Source organism: Geodermatophilus africanus (assembly GCF_900107105.1).
Lineage (GTDB): Bacteria > Actinomycetota > Actinomycetes > Mycobacteriales > Geodermatophilaceae > Geodermatophilus > Geodermatophilus africanus.
Window position 1 is genome coordinate 20825 of record NZ_FNOT01000017.1, and the last position, 19020, is coordinate 39844.

A 19020-nucleotide genomic window follows, 5' to 3' on the forward strand; every position below is an offset into this window, starting at 1 on the left:
TGCGGACGTCCCGCCCGGAGGAGCCGCCACGCCGGCCGCCGGACCCGTGGCCGCGCAGCGGCCGGACCGTGTGGAGGACCGCGTGACCCCCGGCCCGGAACGCCTGACCGTGGGGGACCTCGACGGTGCGCTCTGGCGTCTGCTGTCCGCCAGCGACCGGGACGACCCGGCCGCCTTCACCGCCGAGCACGACCGCGCCGCCGCGGCCCTGGACGCCGCGACCGACCCCCGGTGGATCGCCTGGCGGCACGCGCTGGCCGCCCGCCGCGCCCTGGTCGAGGGCGACCCCGAGGCCGTCGCGGCCGGCGTGTCGGCCGCCCGCGACGCCCTGGGCCGGTGCCTGCCCTGCGCGCAGACCGCGCTGACCCTGGCGTACCTCGGGGCGGTCGAGGGCGCCGCCGACCACGCCGACGCGGCGATGGTGCTCGCCATCGACGGCAGCCTGCTGGCCGAGACCGCGGCGGCCGACGGGCCCTCCCGCGCCCTGCACCAGGCCCACCTGTGGCTCTCGCTGACCCTGGCCGCCCTCGACCTCGAGGAGCTCGCCGTCGGCCAGGCGCTGCAGGGCTCCCGCGTGGCGGACGCGCTGCCGGGCCTGCCCGACCGCTGGCGACTGCTGCAGCTGTGCGCCCAGCAGCACGCCGAGCTGGCGCAGACGCTGCACCGCCGGGGCCGGGACGAGCCCGCCCGCGAGCTGGCCGCGACGGCGGTGGAGTGCGCCGAGGCCGCCCGCGCCCTGGACTGGGAGGCCGAGCCCGGCGACCAGGACCTGCTCGACGTCGTGCAGGCCTGGGCCATGGCCGGCCGCGGCGACCTGGCCGACGCCGTCGGACCGCTGCGCCGCGCGCGCAAGCGGGCGCACCGGGACGGCGGGACGTGGCTGCGCGGCTACGCGGACCTGGTGCTCGCCCGGCTGCTGACCCGGCTGGCCCGCGACCGGTCCGGCGGGGGGCACGACGCCGAGGCCGGCGACCTGCTCGTCGACGCCGCCGGGTCCTTCGCCGCGGCCGGCGACCGCCGCCGCTACCGGCAGTGCCTGCTGGAGCTGGGCCAGGGCACCGCGGCGATGGGCCGCCCGGCCGAGGCGCTGCACTGGCTGGAGGCCTACCGCGCCGACACCGGCCGGGCGCACGCCCGCGGCCGGGAGCTGTGGGCGGAGATGTTCGTCCGGCGCAGCCGGCTGCGCGAGGCCGAGCGGCAGACCGCCCACCTGCGCCGGGTCGCGCTGGAGGACCCGCTCACCGGGCTGGGCAACCGGCGCAGCGCCGAGCGGCGGCTGGGCGGCATGCGCGTGGGCGCCGAGCCGGTGTCGCTGGCGGTCGTCGACATCGACCGGTTCAAGGCGGTCAACGACGACACCTCGCACTCGCACGGCGACGAGGTGCTGCGCCGGGTCGCGGACCTGCTGCGGGAGCACTGCCGCACCGGCGACGAGGTGTACCGGTGGGCCGGCGACGAGTTCCTCGTCGTCCTGCCGACGGCGACCGAGGCCCAGGCGCTGGCCGCCGTCGACCGGCTGCGGGCCGCGGTGGCCGACGCCGACTGGGGCGACCTGCAGCTGCCCCAGCCGGTGACGGTGAGCATCGGCGTGGCCACCGCCCCGGGGGCGGCCGGCGAGCCGCTGGGCTGGCGCTCGCTGTTCGACACCGCCGACCTGCACCTGTTCACCGCCAAGCGCGGCGGGCGCAACCGGGTGCGCGCCCACGGCGGCCGGGGCGCCGGCGAGGGCGGCCCGTGACGGCGCGGCCCACGAGGGACGGGTGGGACGGGAGTGCCGCCGACGCGCGGCGTGCCCCCGGTCCGGTGCTCGACTCCATTGACAGCGGAGGGCACAGTGCGCTCGTGCCTCCCGGAGCCCTGCACCACCGGGTGACCGCCGCCCTCTCCAACTGGCAGCTCGACGACGCCGAGGAGCTGCTGGCCGACGTCGGCACCGACTCCTCCCCCTACGCGGCTCCCGCGCCGCGCGACGGCGGCCCCCGCCCGGCCGACCTGGGCCGCGCCTGGGTCGACACGCTGCGCGCCGAGCTGCTGGTGCGGCGGCTGCGGAGGGCCGGCTTCACCCTCGTCGGCGACCCCGTCGCGCCTCCGTCGGGCCCCGGCCCGGCCGTCGCACTGGACCTGCACGCGGGTGTGGCCGAGCTGATCGACGGCGTCCCCACCTCTGGGGACGGCGACCCGCGGGCGTCGCACGCGGCCCTGGCCATCGCGCTCGTCCGCTCCGCGAAGGCCGCCTTCGACGCCGCCGAGGACGAGCTGCAGCGGGCCGCCGGCCTGGCCCGGCACGCCCGCATTGAGCTGCTCTCGCGCCGCGTCGACGCCGCCATGGACGAGGCGGTGGAGGCGGCCAGCCTGCTCGACCCGGCGCTGCCGCCCTCCGCCCTGCTGGTGGAGACGCTGACCACCCTCGCCGGCGTGCTCGCCGACCTCGAGCTGATGCCGCTGGCGTTGGACTACCAGCGGCGGGCGCACGAGACCGCGGTGGCCGCGGCCGCCGTCCCCGGCGCGCTGCGGCACGAGGACGGCGCCCCCGACGTCCTGGCCGCCCGCACGGCCAGTGGCCTCGGCGAGCTGTGCGCCGAGCTCGGGGACGCGCTGCTCGACGACGGCCTCCCCGAGGCGGCCGCCCCGCACTTCGCAGAGGCCCGCGAGCTGGCCGAGCAGGCGCTGGCGCTGCTGCCGCCGGAGTCCGCCGAGGCGGTCGTGGCTGCACAGGTGGTGCACGGCTGGGCGCTGGTGGGCCTCGGCGAGCACGCCGCCGCCGTGGGGCCGCTCCGGGCCGCCGTGCGGGCCACGGCCGGCGGCGACGGTGCGCTGCAGACCGCGTCGCTGCTGGCCCTGGGCCGCGCGCTGCGCCGGGAGGGCGATGGCGCCGGTGCCGACGAGCAGCTGGCCCGCGCCCTCGCCACGGCGACCGAGCACGGCCTGCCGCGGCTGCGCCGGGCGGCGCTGCGCGAGCTGTGCACGCTGCACGCCGAGCTCGACGACGCCGGGCGGGCGCTGCCCTACCTGCAGGCCTACCTGGCCGACGAGCTGGACCGGGTCGACGAGCGGCGCACCCGCTGGGTGGAGCTGTTCGGTCGGCGCAAGAGCCTGCTGGAGACCGAGCGGGCCGCCGGGCAGCTGCGCCGGCAGGCCTACGAGGACCCGCTCACCCACCTGCCCAACCGCCGCTACGCCGAGGCCACCCTCGACGGGCTGATCGGCAGCGGGGCGGCGCCCGCCCTGGCCGTGGTGGACGTCGACCGGTTCAAGGAGGTCAACGACGCCGTCGGGCACGCCGGCGGGGACGACGTCCTGCGCCGGGTGGCCGACCTCCTCGTGGCCGGGTGCCGCGACACCGACGACGTGTGCCGCTGGGCCGGTGACGAGTTCGTCGTCCTGCTCCCCGACACCACCGCCGAGCAGGCCGAGCGCGCGCTCGAGCGCTGCCGGCGCGCGGTCGCCGGGACCGACTGGGCCGCGCTCGGGGTGCCCGTTCCGGTGACGATCAGCGTCGGCATCGCCTCGGCCACCCGCGGCGACGACCGCCGCACCCTGTTCGCCGCCGCCGACGGGGTCCTCTACGACGCCAAGCGCACCGGCCGCGACCGCGTCGTCCGGCTGTCGGCGGTGACCCAGACCCGGGCCGCCGGCGGCCCGCCGGAGGCGATCCCCGGGCCGCCGGCGCTGCAGCCTGGGACGGCTGTGACGGACGGGTCCTCCCGGGACGACACGGCCCCCGCCGGCTCCCCGGAGCAGGTGGCCCCGGCCCCTAGGGTCCCTGCCGTGCAGCCTTCCCCGCTGACCGACCCCACCGCCGTCACCAGCGGTTTCGCCCCCCTGCTCGTCGAGCCGGCCGACCCGCCGCTGGGCCTGGGCAGCCCGGCCGAGCCGACGCTGGCCCCGGCGCCGCCCGCTGCCGCGCCGGCCGCTGAGCCGCCCCTCCCGCCGGCCGCCCCGGCGGGCGGGCGGGCGGCCGAACCCGACGTCGTCTGGGCCCCGGGGCGCAGCACCGAGCAGGTGCTCGCGCTGGTCCGCGAGGCACGCCGGCAGTTCCCGGACCGGCCGGCGGTCGTCGTCCGGGCCCCCGCCGAGACGCTCGTCGCGCTGGCCAGCGAGCACGACGCCTACACGACCGTCGACGCCGCGGCCATGTCCGCGGCGGTCGGCCCGCTGCCCGAGCCCGCGGGCCGCATCGCCGTGCTGTGCGGCCTCGGTGGTGACCCCGCGGTGGCCGCCGAGGCCGCCTTCGCCGCGCGCGTCGCCGGTACCGCGGTGGTGCGGGTGGACGACGTCGGCGCCGGCCGGCTCCGCACCGGGCTGCCGGGCGACGCGCTCCCCGAGGACGTCGACTGCCTGGTCGTCGTCGCGGGGCTGGACGCCTCGCTGGCCGGCCTGCTCGGTGTGCTGACCGACGTGCCGATCGTCGCCGTCCCCACCTCGACCGGGCAGCCCGGCTCCTTCGGCGGGTTCAGCGCGCTGCTGACGATGCTGAACTCGGCCTCGCCCGGCGTCGTGGTGAGCAACATCGACAACGGCCACGCCGCCGGCGTGTTCGCCGCCCGCATCGCCCGCCGGACCCGCAGGGGCTGATCCCCTCCGCCGTGATCATCGGCGAGTGGCTGCCGCCCTCGGCGTGTCGGGCAGCCACCTGACGATGATCACCGCGAGTGCGTCACTGCTGTGCGCCCCACTCGGCCAGCCGCCGCTCCTGCTCCTCGGGGCTGACGTCCTCCACCTTGGTCATGACCGCCCAGCGGTGGCCGAACGGGTCGTAGACGGAGGCGAAGCGGTCGCCGGTGACGAAGGTGGCCGGCTCCTCCCGCACGGTGGCGCCGCGCTCGACGGCGCGGGCGAACACCACGTCGACGTCGGCGACGTAGACGCAGGTCGAGCTGCTCACCCGGTCCCCCTCCTGCCCGGCGGGCGTGGTCAGGCCGTACGCGTCGTTGGGGTCGCCGAGCTGCAGCCGGCCGAAACCGAAGTCGAGCTCCGCGTGCACGACCGTGCCGTCGGGACCGTCCATCCGCTGGACGAGGGTGGCGCCGAAGACGTCGGCGTAGAAGCGGATCGCCTCGGCCGCGGGGGAGCAGACGAGGAACGGGGTCAGCGCGGTGTAGCCGTCGGGACGGCCGTTCGTGATCGCCATGTCCCCGAGCCTGCCTAGGCTCCGGCCGTGCCGTCTTGGACGAACGCGACAGGTCCGGCGAGCGGCCTGCTGCGGCCGGCCGAGACCGTCCGGGAGGCCGGCCTGCGCCGCGACGCCCCGGTGTCCCCGGCGCTGGCCCCGTTCGTCGAGCGGTACTGGTCGGTGCGGTGGAACCGGACCGGCCGACCGCCGCACCGCTCGGAGGTGCTCAGCCACCCCAGCGTGAACCTGTCGGTGGAGTTCGGCTCGCAGCCGCGGTTCGGGCAGGCGCTGCCCGCCGTCCTGGTGCACGGCGTCACCCGGCGTCGCTTCACCATCGACCTCGTCGGGACCGGCCGGGTCACCGCGGCCAAGTTCCGCCCGGGCGGCTGGGTCGCCTTCGGCGGCCGGCTGCCCGGCCGGGCCTCGGTCACGCCGCTGGACTCCGCGCTCGGCCTGGACGCCGGCCTGCTGCTGGACGCCGTGCTCGCCGAGGAGGACGACGACGCCCGCGCGGCGGTGCTCGACGCGGCCCTCGCCCCGCTGGCCCCGGACCCGCCCCCGGCGTACCGGGAGCTGCTCGCCCTGCTCGAGCGGATGGCCGCCGACCGGTCGCTAATCCGCGTCGAGCAGGTGGCGGCGCTGGGGGCGATGAGCGTCCGGTCGCTGCAGCGGCTGTTCGCCGGCTACGTCGGGCTGAGCCCCAAGGCGGTGCTGGCCCGGTTCCGCCTGCAGGACGCCGCGGCGACGATCGACGCCGGCGAGGTCGGCGACCTGGCGGGCCTGGCGGCGTCCCTGGGCTGGTTCGACCAGGCGCACTTCAGCCGCGACTTCCGGGCGGTCACCGGGACGACGCCCTCGGCCTATCTGCGGCGGGCCCGCGCGGCCTCCGGCTGAGCCGGCCTCAGACCACCGGCTGCGGCTCGTCGGCGTCCGCCGGCGGTGGGGCCCCGGTCGCCTCGGCGTCTGCCCGCGCGAGCAGCCCCACCGCCCGGCGCAGGACGTCCGGCGGCTGGGTGTAGGGCAGCCGCAACCGGTCGTCCAGCGCGTGCCCGGTGCCGAACAGCGGACCGGCCGCCAGCCGCAGCCCGAGCCGCTCGGCGGCGGCCACCACCGCGCGGGAGCGCGGGGACGGCAGCCCGCACCACAGCACCAGACCCCCGGCGGGTTCGGGCACCCGCCACTCCGGCAGCCGCTGCCGCAGCTCGCCGGTGAGCACCGCCCGCCGCTCGCGCAGCTGCTCGCGCAGGGCGGTCAGCGACTCGTCGAGGCCGTCCAGCAGCGCACAGGCGGCCAGCTGCTCGACGACCGGCCCGGACATCGACGTCCGGACGGCGACCGAGGTCAGCCGGCGCACGACGTCGGCCTCGGCGCGCACCCATCCGACCCGCAGGCCGCCCCAGGCCACCTTGCTCAGCGTCCCCACGGAGAGGTGGCCGGCGCCGAAGGCGGCCAGTGGCGCCGGTGCCGCCGTGTCGAGCCCGAGCTCGGCGAACGTCTCGTCGACCACGGCCGGGGTGCCGGTGCGGCGCAGCGCGCGGGCCAGCCGCTCCCGGCCGGAGGCGTCGAGGAGGACGCCGGTCGGGTTCTGGAAGTCCGGCATGAGGTAGGCCGCCGCGGGCCGGACGGCGGACAGGGCGCGCTCGGCGGCGTCGAGCCAGGCCGCGGGCTCGTCGGGGTCGAGCGCGACGGGGAGCACGCGGGCGCCGAGGGCCCGGGCGGCCTGCAGGGCGTTGGGGTAGCTCGGCTGCTCGACCAGCACCCGCCGCCCGCGCCCCAGCAGGCCTGCGAACCCGATCGACACCCCGTGCAGGGCACCGTTGGTGACCAGTACCTGCTCGGGCGCCGTGGGCAGGCCGCGGGCGGTGTAGCGCGCCGCGACCCGGGCGCGCAGGTCGGGCAGGCCGGCGGGGTGGTAGCCGTGGGAACCCAGGAAGCGGGGCAGTTCCTCGAGCGCCGCGGCCAGGGCGGCCGGCACGGATGCGGGCGCCGCCGGTGCGGCGTGGGCCAGGTCCACGGCACCGTCGTCCGGCGGGCCGGGGACCCACGCGCCGCGGTGCGGCCCCGCAGGCAGGGCCGCGAAGGTCCCGGCGCCCTGGCGCGCGGTGGCCCAGCCGTCCTCGCGCAGCCGGGTGTAGGCGGCGGTGACGGTGGCCCGGCTGAGCGCCAGCGCCGTCGCCAGCTCCCGCTCGGCCGGCAGCCGGGTGCCCAGGGGCACGCGACCGTCGGCGACGAGCCGGCGGATCCGCCCGGCCAGTGCCGCGTAGCGCGGCGGCCGGTCGGAGGCGAGGTCGCCCACGAGAGCGGCGAGCGCGCGGGCCGACGTGGTCTCCATGCCACCTCCTGCGGATTGGCCCGGGATCCCCAGGCCGATCCTGGCGCAGGATGGACTCATGCACCAGCTCCGCACCCGGCCGGCCCGTCGCCTCGTCCAGCTGTACGCGGGCCTGGTGCTCTACGGCCTCTCGATGGCCCTGCTCGTGCGCTCGGGGCTGGGCGTCATGCCGTGGGACGTGCTGCACCAGGGGCTGGCCCGCCAGCTCGGCTGGTCGCTCGGGACGGTCACCATCGTGGTCGGCGCGCTGGTGCTGCTGGCCTGGGTCCCGCTGCGCGAGCGGCCGGGGCTGGGCACGGTGAGCAACGTCGTCGTCATCGGCCTGGCGCTGGACGCCGCCCTGGCCGTCCTCCCCGAGCCCTCCGCACTGCCGATCCGGGTCGCGCTGGTCCCCCTCGCGATCGGGCTCAACGCGGTCGCGACCGCCGCCTACATCGGCGTGCACCTCGGCCCCGGTCCGCGGGACGGGCTGATGACCGGCCTGGTGCGCCGCAGCGGTCGCTCGGTGCGGCTGGTGCGCACGTCGATCGAGGTCGCGGTCGTCGCCCTGGGCTGGCTGCTCGGCGGCACCCTGGGCGTCGCCACCGTGCTGTACGCGCTGGCGATCGGCCCGCTGGTGCACGCCCTGCTCCCCCGGCTGTCGGTGGAGGTGCCCGCCGCGCGGGCGGTCCAGCCGGTCAGCTGACCACCGTCCGCCGCAGGCCGGCCGCCACCACGGGGACGACGGCCACGACGAGCACCGCCACCGCCACGACGCCGCCCAGCGCCCACGCCGCGAACACCAGCAGCCCGGCCAGCTCGATGCCCAGACCCGCGACCGAGGTGACCGTGGCCCGCCGGCCGCTGTCGATCCGCTCCTGCAGCCGGGCCTCGGCGACCACGAGCACCGCCAGGTACAGCGCGTAGGCGACGGCCACCACCGCCAGCGCCCCCGGCCCCGGCACCACGGCCGCCGCCCCGAGCAGCACGCCGGCGAGGAGCAGCAGGACGGGCAGCGCGCGGTCGGGCAGCCGGTCGGCCCGGCCGCCCAGCGCGGCGCCGAGCGCCCCGGCCAGCGTGATGCCCAGGACTGCGGCCGGGACGACGGCCGTCGGCACCCCGCGGTCGCCGGCGAGCACCGGGAAGTACTCCTCCACCGCGTCCAGCCCGCCGACCAGCGCGGCCGCGAGCACGGCGAGGCGCAGCGCGGGCACCCGGGCGACCTCGGCCACGCCGCTGCGCAGGGTGCCGAGCAGCGACTCGCCGTCGGGCTCCCGCGGTGGCTCCGGGAACCGCAGGGCGAGCGCGGCCCAGACCAGGCAGATCGCCGCGCTGGCCCAGCCGACCAGCGGGTAGCCGCCGAGGGCGTACAGCAGGCTGGCCGCGGCCGCCGTCGGCACCTGGACGAGCAGTTCGGCGGAGGTCATCCAGCCGTTGACCCGCGCGAACCAGGCCTCGGCGCCGACCTCGGCCAGCCCGTCGTAGACCAGCGCCTCCACCGTGCCGGAGACCAGCGCGCTGGCGACACCCCAGACCGCGAAACCGGCGGCGAACCCCCAGAACCCGGGCGCGAGCGTCCACACGACGAAGGCGATCGCCTCCAGGACGCCGCCCAGGACCAGCGCGCCCCGGCGGGACCACCGGTCGGCCAGCGCCCCGGCCGGGACCTCGGTGACCAGCCCGGTGACCGACCAGGCGGCGAACAGCAGCGACAGCTCGGCGGCCGAGACGCCGGTGTCGAGGAACAGCAGCGCGTAGAGCGGGTAGAGCGGCACCAGCTCGGACAGCGCGGTCCAGCCCACCGCCAGGCGGGCGAGCGACCGGGCGGCGGGCGGCAGGGGCGTCACGGCCGGGCGTCAACGGAACGGCACGGCGCGGACCGTAGCGCGGGTCACCCCGGCTCGCAGCCGGATTACCGGCCCCGCTGGGCTAGGCTCGTCGGTCGAGAAGGGGAGTAGCCCCCCGTCCGCTGGTCGACACGCTGGCGCCCCCGGGCGCCCGGTCAGCGGGCCCACGCTCGGCCGTGGGTGGGCGAGACCTTCGACCGCAGCAGCCATCGCCGCGCTGCCGGTCGGAGGCTGCCCGCATCCGTCCGGCAGCGCCCTGACGGAAGTGAGAACCCCGTGTCCCTGACGGTCGTGCTGACCGCCTTCGTGCTCGTCCTGCCGGTCGAGCTGCCGGACAAGACGCTGTTCGCCAGCCTGGTCCTGGCCACCCGCTTCCCGCCGCTGCCGGTGTTCGTCGGCGTCGGAGCGGCGTTCGGGCTGCAGGTCGCCATCGCGGTGACCGCGGGCTCCCTGCTGTCCCTGCTGCCCGAGGCGCTGGTCAGCGGGGTGGTCGCCGTGCTCTTCCTGGTCGGCGCCGTCCTGCTGTGGCGCAGCGCGGCGGAGGGCCCGGAGGACGCCGAGGACGTGGCGGCCGACCGCGAGGGGACGTCGTTCCTCCGGGTCGCCGCCATCTCGTTCGGCGTCCTGTTCGCCGCCGAGTGGGGCGACCTGTCCCAGCTGGCCACCGCCGGCCTGGCCGCCCGCCTGGACGACCCGATCTCCGTCTTCGCCGGCGCCTGGGCCGCGCTGCTGACCGTGTCGGGCCTGGCCGTCTTCCTCGGCAAGAAGCTGGCCGACCGGCTGCCGGTGGCGATGATCCGCCGGGTGGCCGCGGTGCTCTTCCTCGTCTTCGCCGTCGTCGCGGCGGTGGAGACGGTGCGCACGCTCGCCGGCTGAGAGGAACCCCCGGCCCCGTCCAGGGACCCGCCCCGAGCTCGCGAAGGGTGGGGAGGACGGTCCTGCTGCCTGCGGGGGGCCCGAAGCCTCTCCATCCCGGTGGAGCAGGGACCTAACCTGGCTCCGCACGGGGGAGGGACCGAGGAGGTCGCCGTGCCACTCATCCCCGACCTGCCGTGGACCGCCGAGGACGTCGGCGACGGCCCGGGCATCGTCATGGTCACCCACCTGCACCTGCGCCGGTTCCGCGACGTCCCGGCGTTCCTGCGCGACTCACTGGCCATCCGATCCCAGACGATGGCCGCCCCGGGCGCGCGGTCGCTGTACCTGCGGGCCCAGCCGCTGGCCCGGCACTTCACCACCGTGTCGTGGTGGGACGACCAGGCCGTCGTCGTCGCGTTCGTCCGCACCGACCCGCACCGCGCGGCGATGCGCCGCTGGGGCCCTGAGATGCGGGAGTTCAGCAACCGGGCGTACCCCGGCACCGAGGGCGTCGTCCCCACGCTGAAGACGGCTGCTGCGCTGTCGGCGTAACGCGCACGGCCCCGACCCGTCCCGGTGGCAGCATGGCCACCGATGGATGCGGCCGTGCAGGTGACCGACCTCGTCAAGCGTTACCCCGGCCGGCCGGTCAACGCCGTCGACGGGATCTCCTTCACCGTGGAGAGCGGCGAGGTCTTCGGCCTGCTCGGCCCCAACGGCGCGGGCAAGACCACGACGATCGGCGTCCTCACCACCCGGGTGCTGCCCACCTCGGGCACCGCCAGCGTCGCCGGAGTCGACGTCGCCGCCGACCCGGTCACCGCACGCAGCCGGCTGTCGGTGGTGCCGCAGCGGTCCAACCTGGACCGCGCGCTCACCGCCCGGCAGAACCTGGTCTTCCACGCCGCCTACCACGGCGTCGGCCGGGCCGAGCGCAACCGGCGGGCCGACGCGCTGCTCGAGCAACTGGGTCTGGGCGGGCGCGGCGGCGACAAGGTCGACGACTACTCCGGCGGGATGGCGCAGCGGCTGCTCATCGCCCGCGCGCTCATGCACGCACCGCAGGTGATCTTCCTCGACGAGCCGAGCACCGGGCTGGACCCCCAGGCCCGGCTGTTCGTGTGGGACCGGGTGCGGGAGCTCCGGGCCGGCGGGGTCACCGTCGTCCTCACCACGCACGACATGGACGAGGCGGCCGCGCTGTCCGACCGGGTCGGGATCATGGACCACGGCCGGCTGCTCGCCCTCGACACACCCGGCGCGCTCACCCGGTCGCTGCCGGGCAGCGCGACGCTCGACATCGACGTGGCGCGCGCGCCCGAGGACACCGACGACGCCGTGCTGGCGGCCCTCGCCCCGCTGGCCGAGCGCGTCGAGCCGGTCGCCGACGGCTCGACGCTGCGCGCCCGGCTCTACCTCTCCGGGGACGCCGCGGCGCTGGTGGGGCCGGTGTCGGAGGCGCTCGGTGCGCGGCGCGCCCGGCTGACCGGCGTGCGCATCGGCGAGCCGAGCCTCGAGGACGTCTTCCTCTCCCTCACCGGGCGGGAGCTGCGATGAGCACGGACACACTCAGGACGGGAGCTGCGATGAGCACGGACACGGCCGCACCGGGGCTGGTCGTCGAGGTCGGCGCCCCCGCACCGGGACGGCCGGACGTCGGCCGTGCGTTCCGGGCGCTGCTGTGGCGCGACGTCTTCGTCACCGGCCGCGAGCTGGTGCCCTTCCTGCTGCAGGTCGTGCTGCAGCCGGTGTTCCTGCTGTTCGTCTTCGGCAAGGTGCTCGTCGAGCTCGGCTTCGCCACCAGCCAGTACTCCGACGTGCTGCTGCCCGGCGTCATCGCGTTGACCGCCTGCCTCACCGCGCTGCAGAACACCGCTTTCCCGCTGGTCATCGACTTCTCCTTCACCAAGGAGATCGAGGACCGGCTGCTCGCGCCGCTGCCCACCGACCTGGTCGCCGTCGAGAAGATCGTGTTCTCGCTGCTGCGGGCGCTGGTCGCCGCGGCGGTGATGTTCCCGATCAGCTGGTGGGTGCTCGGCGCGCTGCCGGTGCAGTGGGGCGACCTGCCGGTGCTCGCCGCCTTCCTCGTCCTGGGCTCGCTGGTCGGCGCGGTGATGGGCATGACGCTCGGGACCCTGGTGAAGCCCAACCGGATCAACGTCGTCTTCGCCGTCGTCCTGACACCGCTGCTGTTCACCGGGTCCACCCAGTTCCCGTGGCAGTCGCTGGACACGCTGCGCTGGTTCCAGGTGGTCTGCGCGCTCAACCCGCTGACCTACGTCAGCGAGGCACTGCGCGCCCAGATGGCGCCGGCCGTGCCGCACCTGCCGCTGTGGCTGTGCGCGCTGGCGCTGGCCGGCTTCCTCGTCGTGTTCGGGGTGACGAGCCTCCTCGGCTTCCGCCGCCGAGCGCTCGACTAGAAGGAGGACCCCGTCCTCCCCACCCCTCGCAGGCTCGCGGCGGTGCCCTGGACGGGGCCGCCCTCTACGCTCCCGGCCGTGGAGTTCCGGACGACGGTCGTGCAGAGCGGGAAGACGGCGACGGGGCTACAGGTGCCCGACGACGTCGTCGCGGCCCTGGGTGGCGGCCGGCGGCCGCCGGTGACCGTGACCCTGGGCGGGTACGGCTACCGGACGACGATCGCGCCGATGGGCGGGGCGTTCTGGATCCCGCTGTCCGCTGAGCACCGCGAGGCCGCCGGCGTGCGGGCCGGCGAGGAGGTCGACGTCCGGGTGGAGCTGGACACCGCGCCGCGGGAGACCCCGTTGCCCGAGGACCTCGCCGCCGCGCTGGACGAGGACGCGCGGGCCTTCTTCGACGGCCTGGCCCCCTCGCACCGCAAGGAGTGGGTGCGCTGGGTCGTGGAGGCCAAGAAGCCCGAGACCCGCGCCGCCCGGATCGAGAAGACCGCCGAGGCGCTGAAGGCGGGCCGCAGGACGCGGTGAGAGCGGGCCCACGCCTCCCCACCCCTCGCAGGCTCGGGGCGGTGGGTGCCCTCGAGGGGGCCGAAGGGACCGGCAGTGCGCCGGAGACGTCGCTCAGCGCAGGGTCGGGATCCACTCGGCCAGCGCCCGGCCGATCTCGTGCGGGGAGTCCTCCGGCACGAAGTGCGCGCCGGGCACGGTGACCTCGGTCAGTGCCCGCCACTTGCGCACGAACGCGCGCGGCCGGCCGACCAGGATCGAGCCGGGGTCGGCGTTCAGGAACAGCTTGGGGACGTCGCTGGTGCGCAGCCACTGGCCGTAGCGGGCGACGACGTCGCGCACCTTGGGCGGCACGTTCTCGATCGGCAGCTGCCGCGGCCACTCCAGCGTGGGCCAGCGGTGCGCCGGGTCGGCGAAGGGCTCGCGGTAGCGGGCGTGCGCCTCCGGGCTCAGGCCGCGGGCCACCGACGCCGGCAGGATCCGCTCCACGAAGGCGTTCTTCTCCAGCACCGCGGCCTCGCCGTCCGGCCCGCGCATCGTGTGGAAGATCCCGCGGGCCGCGGCCGGCCAGTCCGCCCAGTTCAGCGGGACGACCAGCGCCTCGGTGAACGCCAGCCCGCGCACCGCGCCGGGGTGGCGGTGCGCCCAGTCGAAGCCCAGCGCCGAGCCCCAGTCGTGCAGCACGAAGGTGACCCGCTCGGTCGCGCCGACCTCGTCGAGGAACCGCTCGAGGAAGCCCGCGTGGGCCGAGAACGAGTAGGTGCCGCGGCCGGGGTCGGGCAGCTTGTCCGACTCCCCCATCCCGATCAGGTCCGGCGCCAGGCAGCGGCCGAGATGCTGCACGTGCGGGATGACGTTGCGCCACAGGTAGGACGACGTGGGGTTGCCGTGCAGGAAGACGATGGGGTCGCCCGCCCCGGCCTCGACGTAGGCCATGTGCAGGTTGCCGTCGGCCCGGCGGTCGACCCGGACGCGCTGGCGGGGGAACGGGTCGTCGGGCGAGACGTCGGCGGCGGCCATGCCTGCGATCCTCACCCATCCCCCGGCGCGGCACCGCTCGGGGGCGGGGTCCCGGCCGCCTGCCGGGCGGCGGCCTCGACCCGCTCCCGGAACGCCGCCCACTCCTCCGCCGTCCGCTCCGGCAGGTTGCTGTTGGCCGGGCTCATGCCGGCCGAACCGTCGATGAGCTCGCGCAGCACGTCGGCGTGCCCGGCGTGCCGGGCGACCTCCACGCCCAGGTGCACGAGGACCGTGTGCAGCGTCGGGTGCCGGCGCTCCGCCCGCCACCAGGGCACCTCCCCGACGGCGTCCAGCGGTAGCGCCCCGACCGTCGCGTCGGCGTGCGCGGCCGAGAACGCGTACAACTCGAGGACGTCGGCGCGGGACTCCCCGGGCGCCGCCCACATGTCGGCGTCCTGCTCGCCGCCGTCGTCCCACGGGTACCGGCGGCCCGACGGCCGGCCGAACACGTCGCCGAGGTAGCCCAGCTGCACGTACGCGACGTGCTTGACCAGACCGAGCAGGTTGGTGCCGGTGGGCGTCATCGGCCGCCGGACGTCGTACTCGCCGAGCCCGTCGAGCTTGGCCAGCAGGTCGGCCCGGCGGTCGCGCAGGTAGCCCAGCAGCGCACTCTTCTCGTCCATGCGGGCACCCTGCCGCACCGGGGGGACAACGAGCTTGACCCCGACGCGACGTCAGGCCGTGCACTGGTCGGCGTCAGGGAGGAGGGACACCGTGAACGTGGGCGAGGTCGCGGCGCTGGCCGGGGTGACCGTGCGGACGCTGCACCACTACGACCGGATCGGGCTGCTGTCGCCGTCCGGCCGGACGGCCGCGGGATACCGGCGGTACGCGCCGGCGGACCTGGACCGGCTGCACCGGGTGCTGGTCTACCGGGAGCTCGGGTTCCCCCTCGAGGAGGTCGCGACCCTGCTCGACGACCCCGCCGCCGACCCGGTCGAGCACCTGCGCCGGCAACACCGGCTGCTGCTCGACCGGCTGGAGCGGACGCGGGCGATGGTCGCGGCCGTCGAGAAGGAGATGGAGGCGAGACAGATGGGGATCGCACTGACCCCGGAGGAGCGGTTCGAGGTCTTCGGAGAGCACGACCCGGCGCAGTACGAGGCCGAGGCCGAGGAGCGCTGGGGCGACACCGAGGCCTGGCGGCAGTCCCAGCAGCGCACCCGCGGCTACACCAAGGCGGACTGGGTCCGCATCAAGGCCGAGGGCGAGGACGTCGAGCGGCGCTTCGCCGAGGCGCTGCGGGCCGGCGTCCCGGCCGACTCGGAGCAGGCGATGGACGTCGCGGAGGAGCACCGGCAGCAGATCAGCCGCACCTTCTACGACTGCCCGCCCGGGATGCACGCCGGCCTGGGCCGGATGTACGTCGAGGACGAGCGGTTCACCGCCCACTACGAGCGGATCGCGCCGGGCCTGGCGCAGTACGTGAGCACCGCCGTCCAGGCCAACGCCGCCCGCCAGGAGGGCTGAGGAAGGACCATCCTGCCCCCCGCCGGGGGGCCGCTCGTCCTCCCACCGTCCGCGGCGATCAGCTGGGATCACGGCTGCGGGTCCTGGCTCACCACGCGAGGTGAGCCAGGACCCGCGGTGATCAGCTGAGCTGATCGTCGCTCAGCTGCGCGGGGACTGGGCGTAGCCGTGCGAGAAGACGCCACCGGGGTCGACGGCCGGTGCTGGGCACGCCGTCGCTCACGCTGGGCGCCTACGACGAGCTGCTCGGCCGGATCGCCGAGCGCAGCGGGGACCGGGCCGCGGCGCGGCGGTGGTGGCAGGCCGCCCGGCGGCAGGGCCGGCAGGTCGGGTCGCCGCACCAGGTGGCGCTGGCCGAGGCCCCCCTGGCGCTGGTGCCCGGGGCGCCGACGGCTCCGGTCAGGGCAGCTGCACCGTCGTCGTGACCCGCGCCAGGCTGGGCCGCGGCGGCACCGACCCGAACCCGAAGGTGACCGGCGGGTGCACCGCGGCCAGCGCGCCCAGCGGATCGCCGTCCCACGTCGCGTCGAGCGCGGCCACCGCGTGCAGGTCCTGCACGCCGTACCACTCGGTGCGGCCGTTGCCCGCCGACCCGGTGGTGCGCAGGCCGGTCAGCAGCCGCGCCGGGCGGTCGAGCAGCCCCGCCCACGCCGGCGTGCGGGCCAGCGGCGGCGGGACGGCGCGCAGCAGCCACCCCAGCGGCGGCCGGTGGCCGGTGGTGACCCGCAGCCGCAGCGGGCCGGCGTCGACCGCCCAGGTGCGCGGGTCCGGCCGCCGCACCGTCACCGGTACCAGCCGGACCTCGTCGAAGGCGTAGGTGGCGGCGATGAAGTCCGCGGCCGTGCGGGTGGGGGCCAGCAGCACCCGGACGCCGTCCGGCTGCTGGACCATGACGTCGGAGAGCGGCCCGAGCGGGGAGCGCGGCCAGTGGCCGACGACGACGCGGGTGCCCGACGCGGTGCCGGCACCGAGGATCCAGCCGTCGAAGCGGAGCCGCCGGGCCACCGTCAGAGGGTGGTGGCGCGGCCGCCGTCGACGGGGATGACCGCCCCGGTGACGTAGGCACCGGCCCGGCTGGCCAGGTACACGGCGACGCCGGCCATGTCGTCGGGCCGGCCGATGCGGCCCAGCGGGGACGACGCGGCGATCTCGTCCCCGTGGGCGGCGAGCGTGGCGGCCATCATCTTCGACTCGAACGGCCCCGGGGCGACGGCGTTCACGGTGATCCGCTTGGGACCCAGCTCCTTGGCCAGCACCCGGGTGAGGTGGTGCACCCCGGCCTTGCTCGCCGAGTACGAGTAGGTGGGCAGGGACGGCGCGTGCAGCCCGTCGATGCTGCCGACGTTGACCACGCGGGCCGGGTCGTCGTCGGTGCCGGCGGCCTCGAGCAGCGGCAGGAACGCGCGGGTGAGGAAGAACGGCGCCTTGAGGTTGAGGTCGAGCACCTTGTCCCAGGCCGATGCGGGGAAGGTCGCGAACGGCTCGCCCCAGGTGGCGCCGGCGTTGTTGACCAGCACGTGCAGCCGCTCCTCGCGGCGGCCCACCTCCGTGGCCAGCCGCAGGCACTCCGCCTCGGTGGAGACGTCGGCGGGGATCGAGTCGACCGTCCCGAACTGCGACAGCTCGGCGACGGCCCGCTCGCCGGCCTCGGGCTTGCGGGAGGAGACGTAGACCGCCGCGCCGGCCTGCAGCAGCCCGCGGGCCATCATCAGGCCGATGCCGCGGGTGCCCCCGGTGACGACGGCGACCTTCCCCGTGAGGTCGAACAGGTGCACGCTGGCCCTCCGCAGGCGTCGTGGGGGACGTCGTCGGCCCCCGGCCGGAGCACCGTATCCAGCGGCCGCGACGCCTCCTGTGCCAGCCTCGCCCCATGACCGCACCTGCCGTCGGGGGCGCCACCAGCGAGGTCGGGGCGCTGCGGACGGTGCTGCTGCACCGGCCGGGCGCCGAGCTGCGCCGGCTGACCCCGCGCAACAACGACCAGCTGCTGTTCGACGGCGTGCCGTGGGTGCGCCGCGCCCAGGAGGAGCACGACGCGTTCGCCGCGGCGCTCACCGCTCGTGGCGTGGAGGTGCTCCACCTGGACCGACTGCTGGCCGAGGTGCTCGCCGTCCCCGCGGCCCGGGCCGAGCTGGTGGCCGCCGCCGTCGACGACCCGCGGCTGGGCGCCACGCTCAAGCGCACCGCGGCCGCGCACCTGGCCGACCTCTCCCCCGAGGACCTCGCCCGCGCGCTGGTCGCGGGGCTGGCGCACGACGAGCTGCCCGGCGCGCGCGGGCTGTCCTTCGAGCTCATGCGGCGCGGCGACTTCGTCGTCCCGCCGCTGCCCAACCTGCTGTTCACCCGCGACTCGTCGGTGTGGGTGGGCGACCAGGTCGCGGTGGCCTCGCTGACGATGCCGGCGCGGCACCGGGAGAGCACCATCACCGCCGCCGTCTACGCCCACCACCCCCGCTTCACCGGTGCCGAGCAGCTCTACGACGCGTCGCTCGAGCACCTCGAGGGCGGCGACGTGCTGCTGCTGGCACCGGGGGTGGTCGCCGTCGGCGTCGGCGAGCGGACGACGCCCGGCGGCGCGGAGCGGCTGGCCCGCCGCGTCTTCGCCCGCGGGCTGGCGCGCACGGTGCTCGTGGTCCCGATCGCCCAGCAACGGGCGACCATGCACCTGGACACCATCGCCACGATGGTCGACGTCGACGCCATGGTGATGTACCCCGCCGTCGCCGACTCACTGGTCGCCTGGACGGTCACCGCGGACGTGCCACCGGACGACGACGACACCACCGACCTCGTCGTCCGCGGCCCCGCGCCGTTCCTCGAGGCCGCGGCCGCCGCGATGGGCATCGAGCGGCTGCGGGTGATCGACACCGGGCTCGACCCGGTCACCGCCGAGCGCGAGCAGTGGGACGACGGCAACAACACCCTGGCGCTGGCCCCGCGGCTGGCCGTGGCCTACGAGCGCAACACCGTCACCAACGCCGCGCTCGAGGCGGCCGGGATCGAGGTGGTGCCGATCGCGGGCTCGGAGCTGGGTAGCGGCCGCGGGGGGCCGCGGTGCATGTCGTGCCCCGTCCGCCGCGACCCCATGTGATTGGTACGGCTGTACCAGATTGTGGTACGGTTGTCCCAGTCGAGATGAGGAGGCCTGCAGTGGCGTGGGCGATGGTGATCGTGGCCGGACTGTTCGAGACGGCCTTCGCGGTCTCGCTGAAGCTGTCGGAGGGGTTCAGCCGGCTGGGCTGGTCGCTGGCGTTCGCCAGCTCCGCCGCCGTCAGCTTCGGGCTGCTGTCGTGGGCGCTGCGGAGCCTGCCGGTGGGCAGCGCGTACGCGGTGTGGACCGGCATCGGCGCGGCCGGGACGGCGATCGTGGGGATGGTCTTCCTGCGCGACCCGGTGACGACCCTCCGGCTGGTCTCGATCGCGCTCATCGTCGGCGGGGTGGTCGGCCTGAACCTGTCCTCGTCGTCGGCCCACTGA

General features: G+C 76.5%; 20 protein-coding genes. 13 read left to right on the forward strand and 7 right to left on the reverse strand.

The genetic code is table 11. The features are described from left to right. Positions 1 to 82: 82 nt before the first annotated feature. Both BLW63_RS21995 and BLW63_RS22000 read left to right on the forward strand, forming a co-directional pair. Positions 83 to 1738 (forward strand): GGDEF domain-containing protein, encoded by a 1656-nt coding sequence (locus BLW63_RS21995; protein WP_091161101.1) that lies wholly within the window; start codon positions 83 to 85, stop codon positions 1736 to 1738. A 104-nt stretch (positions 1739 to 1842) separates the two neighbouring features. After that, positions 1843 to 4575: a diguanylate cyclase domain-containing protein gene (locus BLW63_RS22000; RefSeq protein WP_244522730.1), complete on the forward strand. Its 2733-nt coding sequence runs from the start codon at positions 1843 to 1845 to the stop codon at positions 4573 to 4575. A gap of 82 nt (positions 4576 to 4657) precedes the next feature. Here BLW63_RS22000 and BLW63_RS22005 read toward each other — a convergent pair whose 3' ends face one another. Next, positions 4658 to 5131: a VOC family protein gene (locus BLW63_RS22005; RefSeq protein WP_091161010.1), complete on the reverse strand. Its 474-nt coding sequence runs from the start codon at positions 5129 to 5131 to the stop codon at positions 4658 to 4660. Between the two features lie 27 nt (positions 5132 to 5158). Here BLW63_RS22005 and BLW63_RS22010 point away from each other — a divergent pair, with 27 nt between their 5' ends. Beyond that, on the forward strand, positions 5159 to 6007 hold the full coding sequence (locus tag BLW63_RS22010) for a helix-turn-helix domain-containing protein (RefSeq protein WP_091161013.1): 849 nt from the start codon (positions 5159 to 5161) through the stop codon (positions 6005 to 6007). Positions 6008 to 6014: 7 nt separating this feature from the next. On the opposite strand, the gene yczR is transcribed toward BLW63_RS22010, so the two are convergent. Beyond that, positions 6015 to 7445 carry a MocR-like transcription factor YczR gene (gene yczR / locus BLW63_RS22015; RefSeq protein WP_091161015.1) on the reverse strand — a complete coding sequence of 477 codons (1431 nt, stop codon included), beginning with the start codon at positions 7443 to 7445 and terminating at the stop codon, positions 6015 to 6017. A 58-nt stretch (positions 7446 to 7503) separates the two neighbouring features. Here yczR and yczE point away from each other — a divergent pair, with 58 nt between their 5' ends. Further along, a complete protein-coding gene (gene yczE, locus BLW63_RS22020) occupies positions 7504 to 8130 on the forward strand; it encodes a membrane protein YczE (protein WP_091161018.1) in 627 nt (208 codons plus the stop codon). On the opposite strand, the gene BLW63_RS22025 is transcribed toward yczE, so the two are convergent. Further along, positions 8123 to 9271 (reverse strand): MFS transporter, encoded by a 1149-nt coding sequence (locus tag BLW63_RS22025; protein WP_244522731.1) that lies wholly within the window; start codon positions 9269 to 9271, stop codon positions 8123 to 8125. The two genes, yczE and BLW63_RS22025, sit on opposite strands and share 8 nt — an antisense overlap. 276 nt (positions 9272 to 9547) lie before the next feature. On the opposite strand from BLW63_RS22025, the gene BLW63_RS22030 reads away from it, so the two are divergent. The 5 genes from BLW63_RS22030 to BLW63_RS22050 all read left to right on the forward strand — a co-directional run bounded on the left by BLW63_RS22030 (position 9548) and on the right by BLW63_RS22050 (position 13074). After that, entirely contained in the window at positions 9548 to 10147 is a 600-nt protein-coding gene (locus BLW63_RS22030) for a TMEM165/GDT1 family protein (RefSeq protein ID WP_091161020.1), read from the forward strand. A 153-nt stretch (positions 10148 to 10300) separates the two neighbouring features. Next, positions 10301 to 10681, forward strand: a complete 381-nt coding sequence (locus tag BLW63_RS22035; protein ID WP_091161022.1) for a hypothetical protein — start codon at positions 10301 to 10303, stop codon at positions 10679 to 10681. Positions 10682 to 10723: 42 nt separating this feature from the next. Further along, positions 10724 to 11686 (forward strand): ABC transporter ATP-binding protein, encoded by a 963-nt coding sequence (locus BLW63_RS22040; RefSeq protein ID WP_091161025.1) that lies wholly within the window; start codon positions 10724 to 10726, stop codon positions 11684 to 11686. Positions 11687 to 11715: 29 nt separating this feature from the next. Further along, positions 11716 to 12549 (forward strand): ABC transporter permease, encoded by an 834-nt coding sequence (locus BLW63_RS22045; RefSeq protein ID WP_170856912.1) that lies wholly within the window; start codon positions 11716 to 11718, stop codon positions 12547 to 12549. 78 nt (positions 12550 to 12627) lie between these two features. Beyond that, on the forward strand, positions 12628 to 13074 hold the full coding sequence (locus BLW63_RS22050; protein WP_091161027.1) for a YdeI/OmpD-associated family protein: 447 nt from the start codon (positions 12628 to 12630) through the stop codon (positions 13072 to 13074). Positions 13075 to 13167: 93 nt separating this feature from the next. Here the strand turns inward: BLW63_RS22050 and BLW63_RS22055 are convergent, their stop codons facing one another. Next, a complete protein-coding gene (locus tag BLW63_RS22055; RefSeq protein ID WP_091161030.1) occupies positions 13168 to 14073 on the reverse strand; it encodes a haloalkane dehalogenase in 906 nt (301 codons plus the stop codon). Between the two features lie 11 nt (positions 14074 to 14084). Next, positions 14085 to 14696 (reverse strand): DinB family protein, encoded by a 612-nt coding sequence (locus tag BLW63_RS22060; RefSeq protein ID WP_091161033.1) that lies wholly within the window; start codon positions 14694 to 14696, stop codon positions 14085 to 14087. Between the two features lie 91 nt (positions 14697 to 14787). Between BLW63_RS22060 and BLW63_RS22065 the strand changes: the two genes are divergently transcribed. Beyond that, positions 14788 to 15543 carry a MerR family transcriptional regulator gene (locus tag BLW63_RS22065; RefSeq protein WP_211517230.1) on the forward strand — a complete coding sequence of 252 codons (756 nt, stop codon included), beginning with the start codon at positions 14788 to 14790 and terminating at the stop codon, positions 15541 to 15543. Between the two features lie 200 nt (positions 15544 to 15743). Continuing rightward, the gene (locus BLW63_RS22070; RefSeq protein WP_091161038.1) at positions 15744 to 15968 is read left to right on the forward strand and encodes a hypothetical protein; all 225 of its coding nucleotides are present in this window, start codon (positions 15744 to 15746) and stop codon (positions 15966 to 15968) included. Here BLW63_RS22070 and BLW63_RS22075 read toward each other — a convergent pair. Together BLW63_RS22075 and BLW63_RS22080 are read right to left on the reverse strand one after the other, a co-directional pair. Next, on the reverse strand, positions 15943 to 16548 hold the full coding sequence (locus tag BLW63_RS22075) for a hypothetical protein (RefSeq protein WP_091161041.1): 606 nt from the start codon (positions 16546 to 16548) through the stop codon (positions 15943 to 15945). The genes BLW63_RS22070 and BLW63_RS22075 overlap by 26 nt on opposite strands. Before the next feature lie 2 nt (positions 16549 to 16550). Then, entirely contained in the window at positions 16551 to 17318 is a 768-nt protein-coding gene (locus BLW63_RS22080) for an SDR family oxidoreductase (protein ID WP_091161043.1), read from the reverse strand. A gap of 95 nt (positions 17319 to 17413) precedes the next feature. On the opposite strand from BLW63_RS22080, the gene BLW63_RS22085 reads away from it, so the two are divergent. Continuing rightward, positions 17414 to 18634: an arginine deiminase gene (locus tag BLW63_RS22085; protein ID WP_091161045.1), complete on the forward strand. Its 1221-nt coding sequence runs from the start codon at positions 17414 to 17416 to the stop codon at positions 18632 to 18634. A gap of 59 nt (positions 18635 to 18693) precedes the next feature. After that, complete coding sequence (locus BLW63_RS22090) at positions 18694 to 19020, forward strand: DMT family transporter (protein WP_091161047.1); 327 nt, start codon at positions 18694 to 18696, stop codon at positions 19018 to 19020.

What these genes read in the sequence shown, in the direction of transcription:
- BLW63_RS22005 (WP_091161010.1), bottom strand. Translation starts at nt 5,131, where the DNA reads ATGGCGATCACGAACGGCCGTCCCGACGGCTACACCGCGCTGACCCCG.
- yczR (WP_091161015.1), bottom strand. Translation starts at nt 7,445, where the DNA reads ATGGAGACCACGTCGGCCCGCGCGCTCGCCGCTCTCGTGGGCGACCTC.
- yczE (WP_091161018.1), top strand. Translation starts at nt 7,504, where the DNA reads ATGCACCAGCTCCGCACCCGGCCGGCCCGTCGCCTCGTCCAGCTGTAC.
- BLW63_RS22040 (WP_091161025.1), top strand. Translation starts at nt 10,724, where the DNA reads ATGGATGCGGCCGTGCAGGTGACCGACCTCGTCAAGCGTTACCCCGGC.
- BLW63_RS22045 (WP_170856912.1), top strand. Translation starts at nt 11,716, where the DNA reads ATGAGCACGGACACGGCCGCACCGGGGCTGGTCGTCGAGGTCGGCGCC.
- BLW63_RS22055 (WP_091161030.1), bottom strand. Translation starts at nt 14,073, where the DNA reads ATGGCCGCCGCCGACGTCTCGCCCGACGACCCGTTCCCCCGCCAGCGC.
- BLW63_RS22060 (WP_091161033.1), bottom strand. Translation starts at nt 14,696, where the DNA reads ATGGACGAGAAGAGTGCGCTGCTGGGCTACCTGCGCGACCGCCGGGCC.
- BLW63_RS22085 (WP_091161045.1), top strand. Translation starts at nt 17,414, where the DNA reads ATGACCGCACCTGCCGTCGGGGGCGCCACCAGCGAGGTCGGGGCGCTG.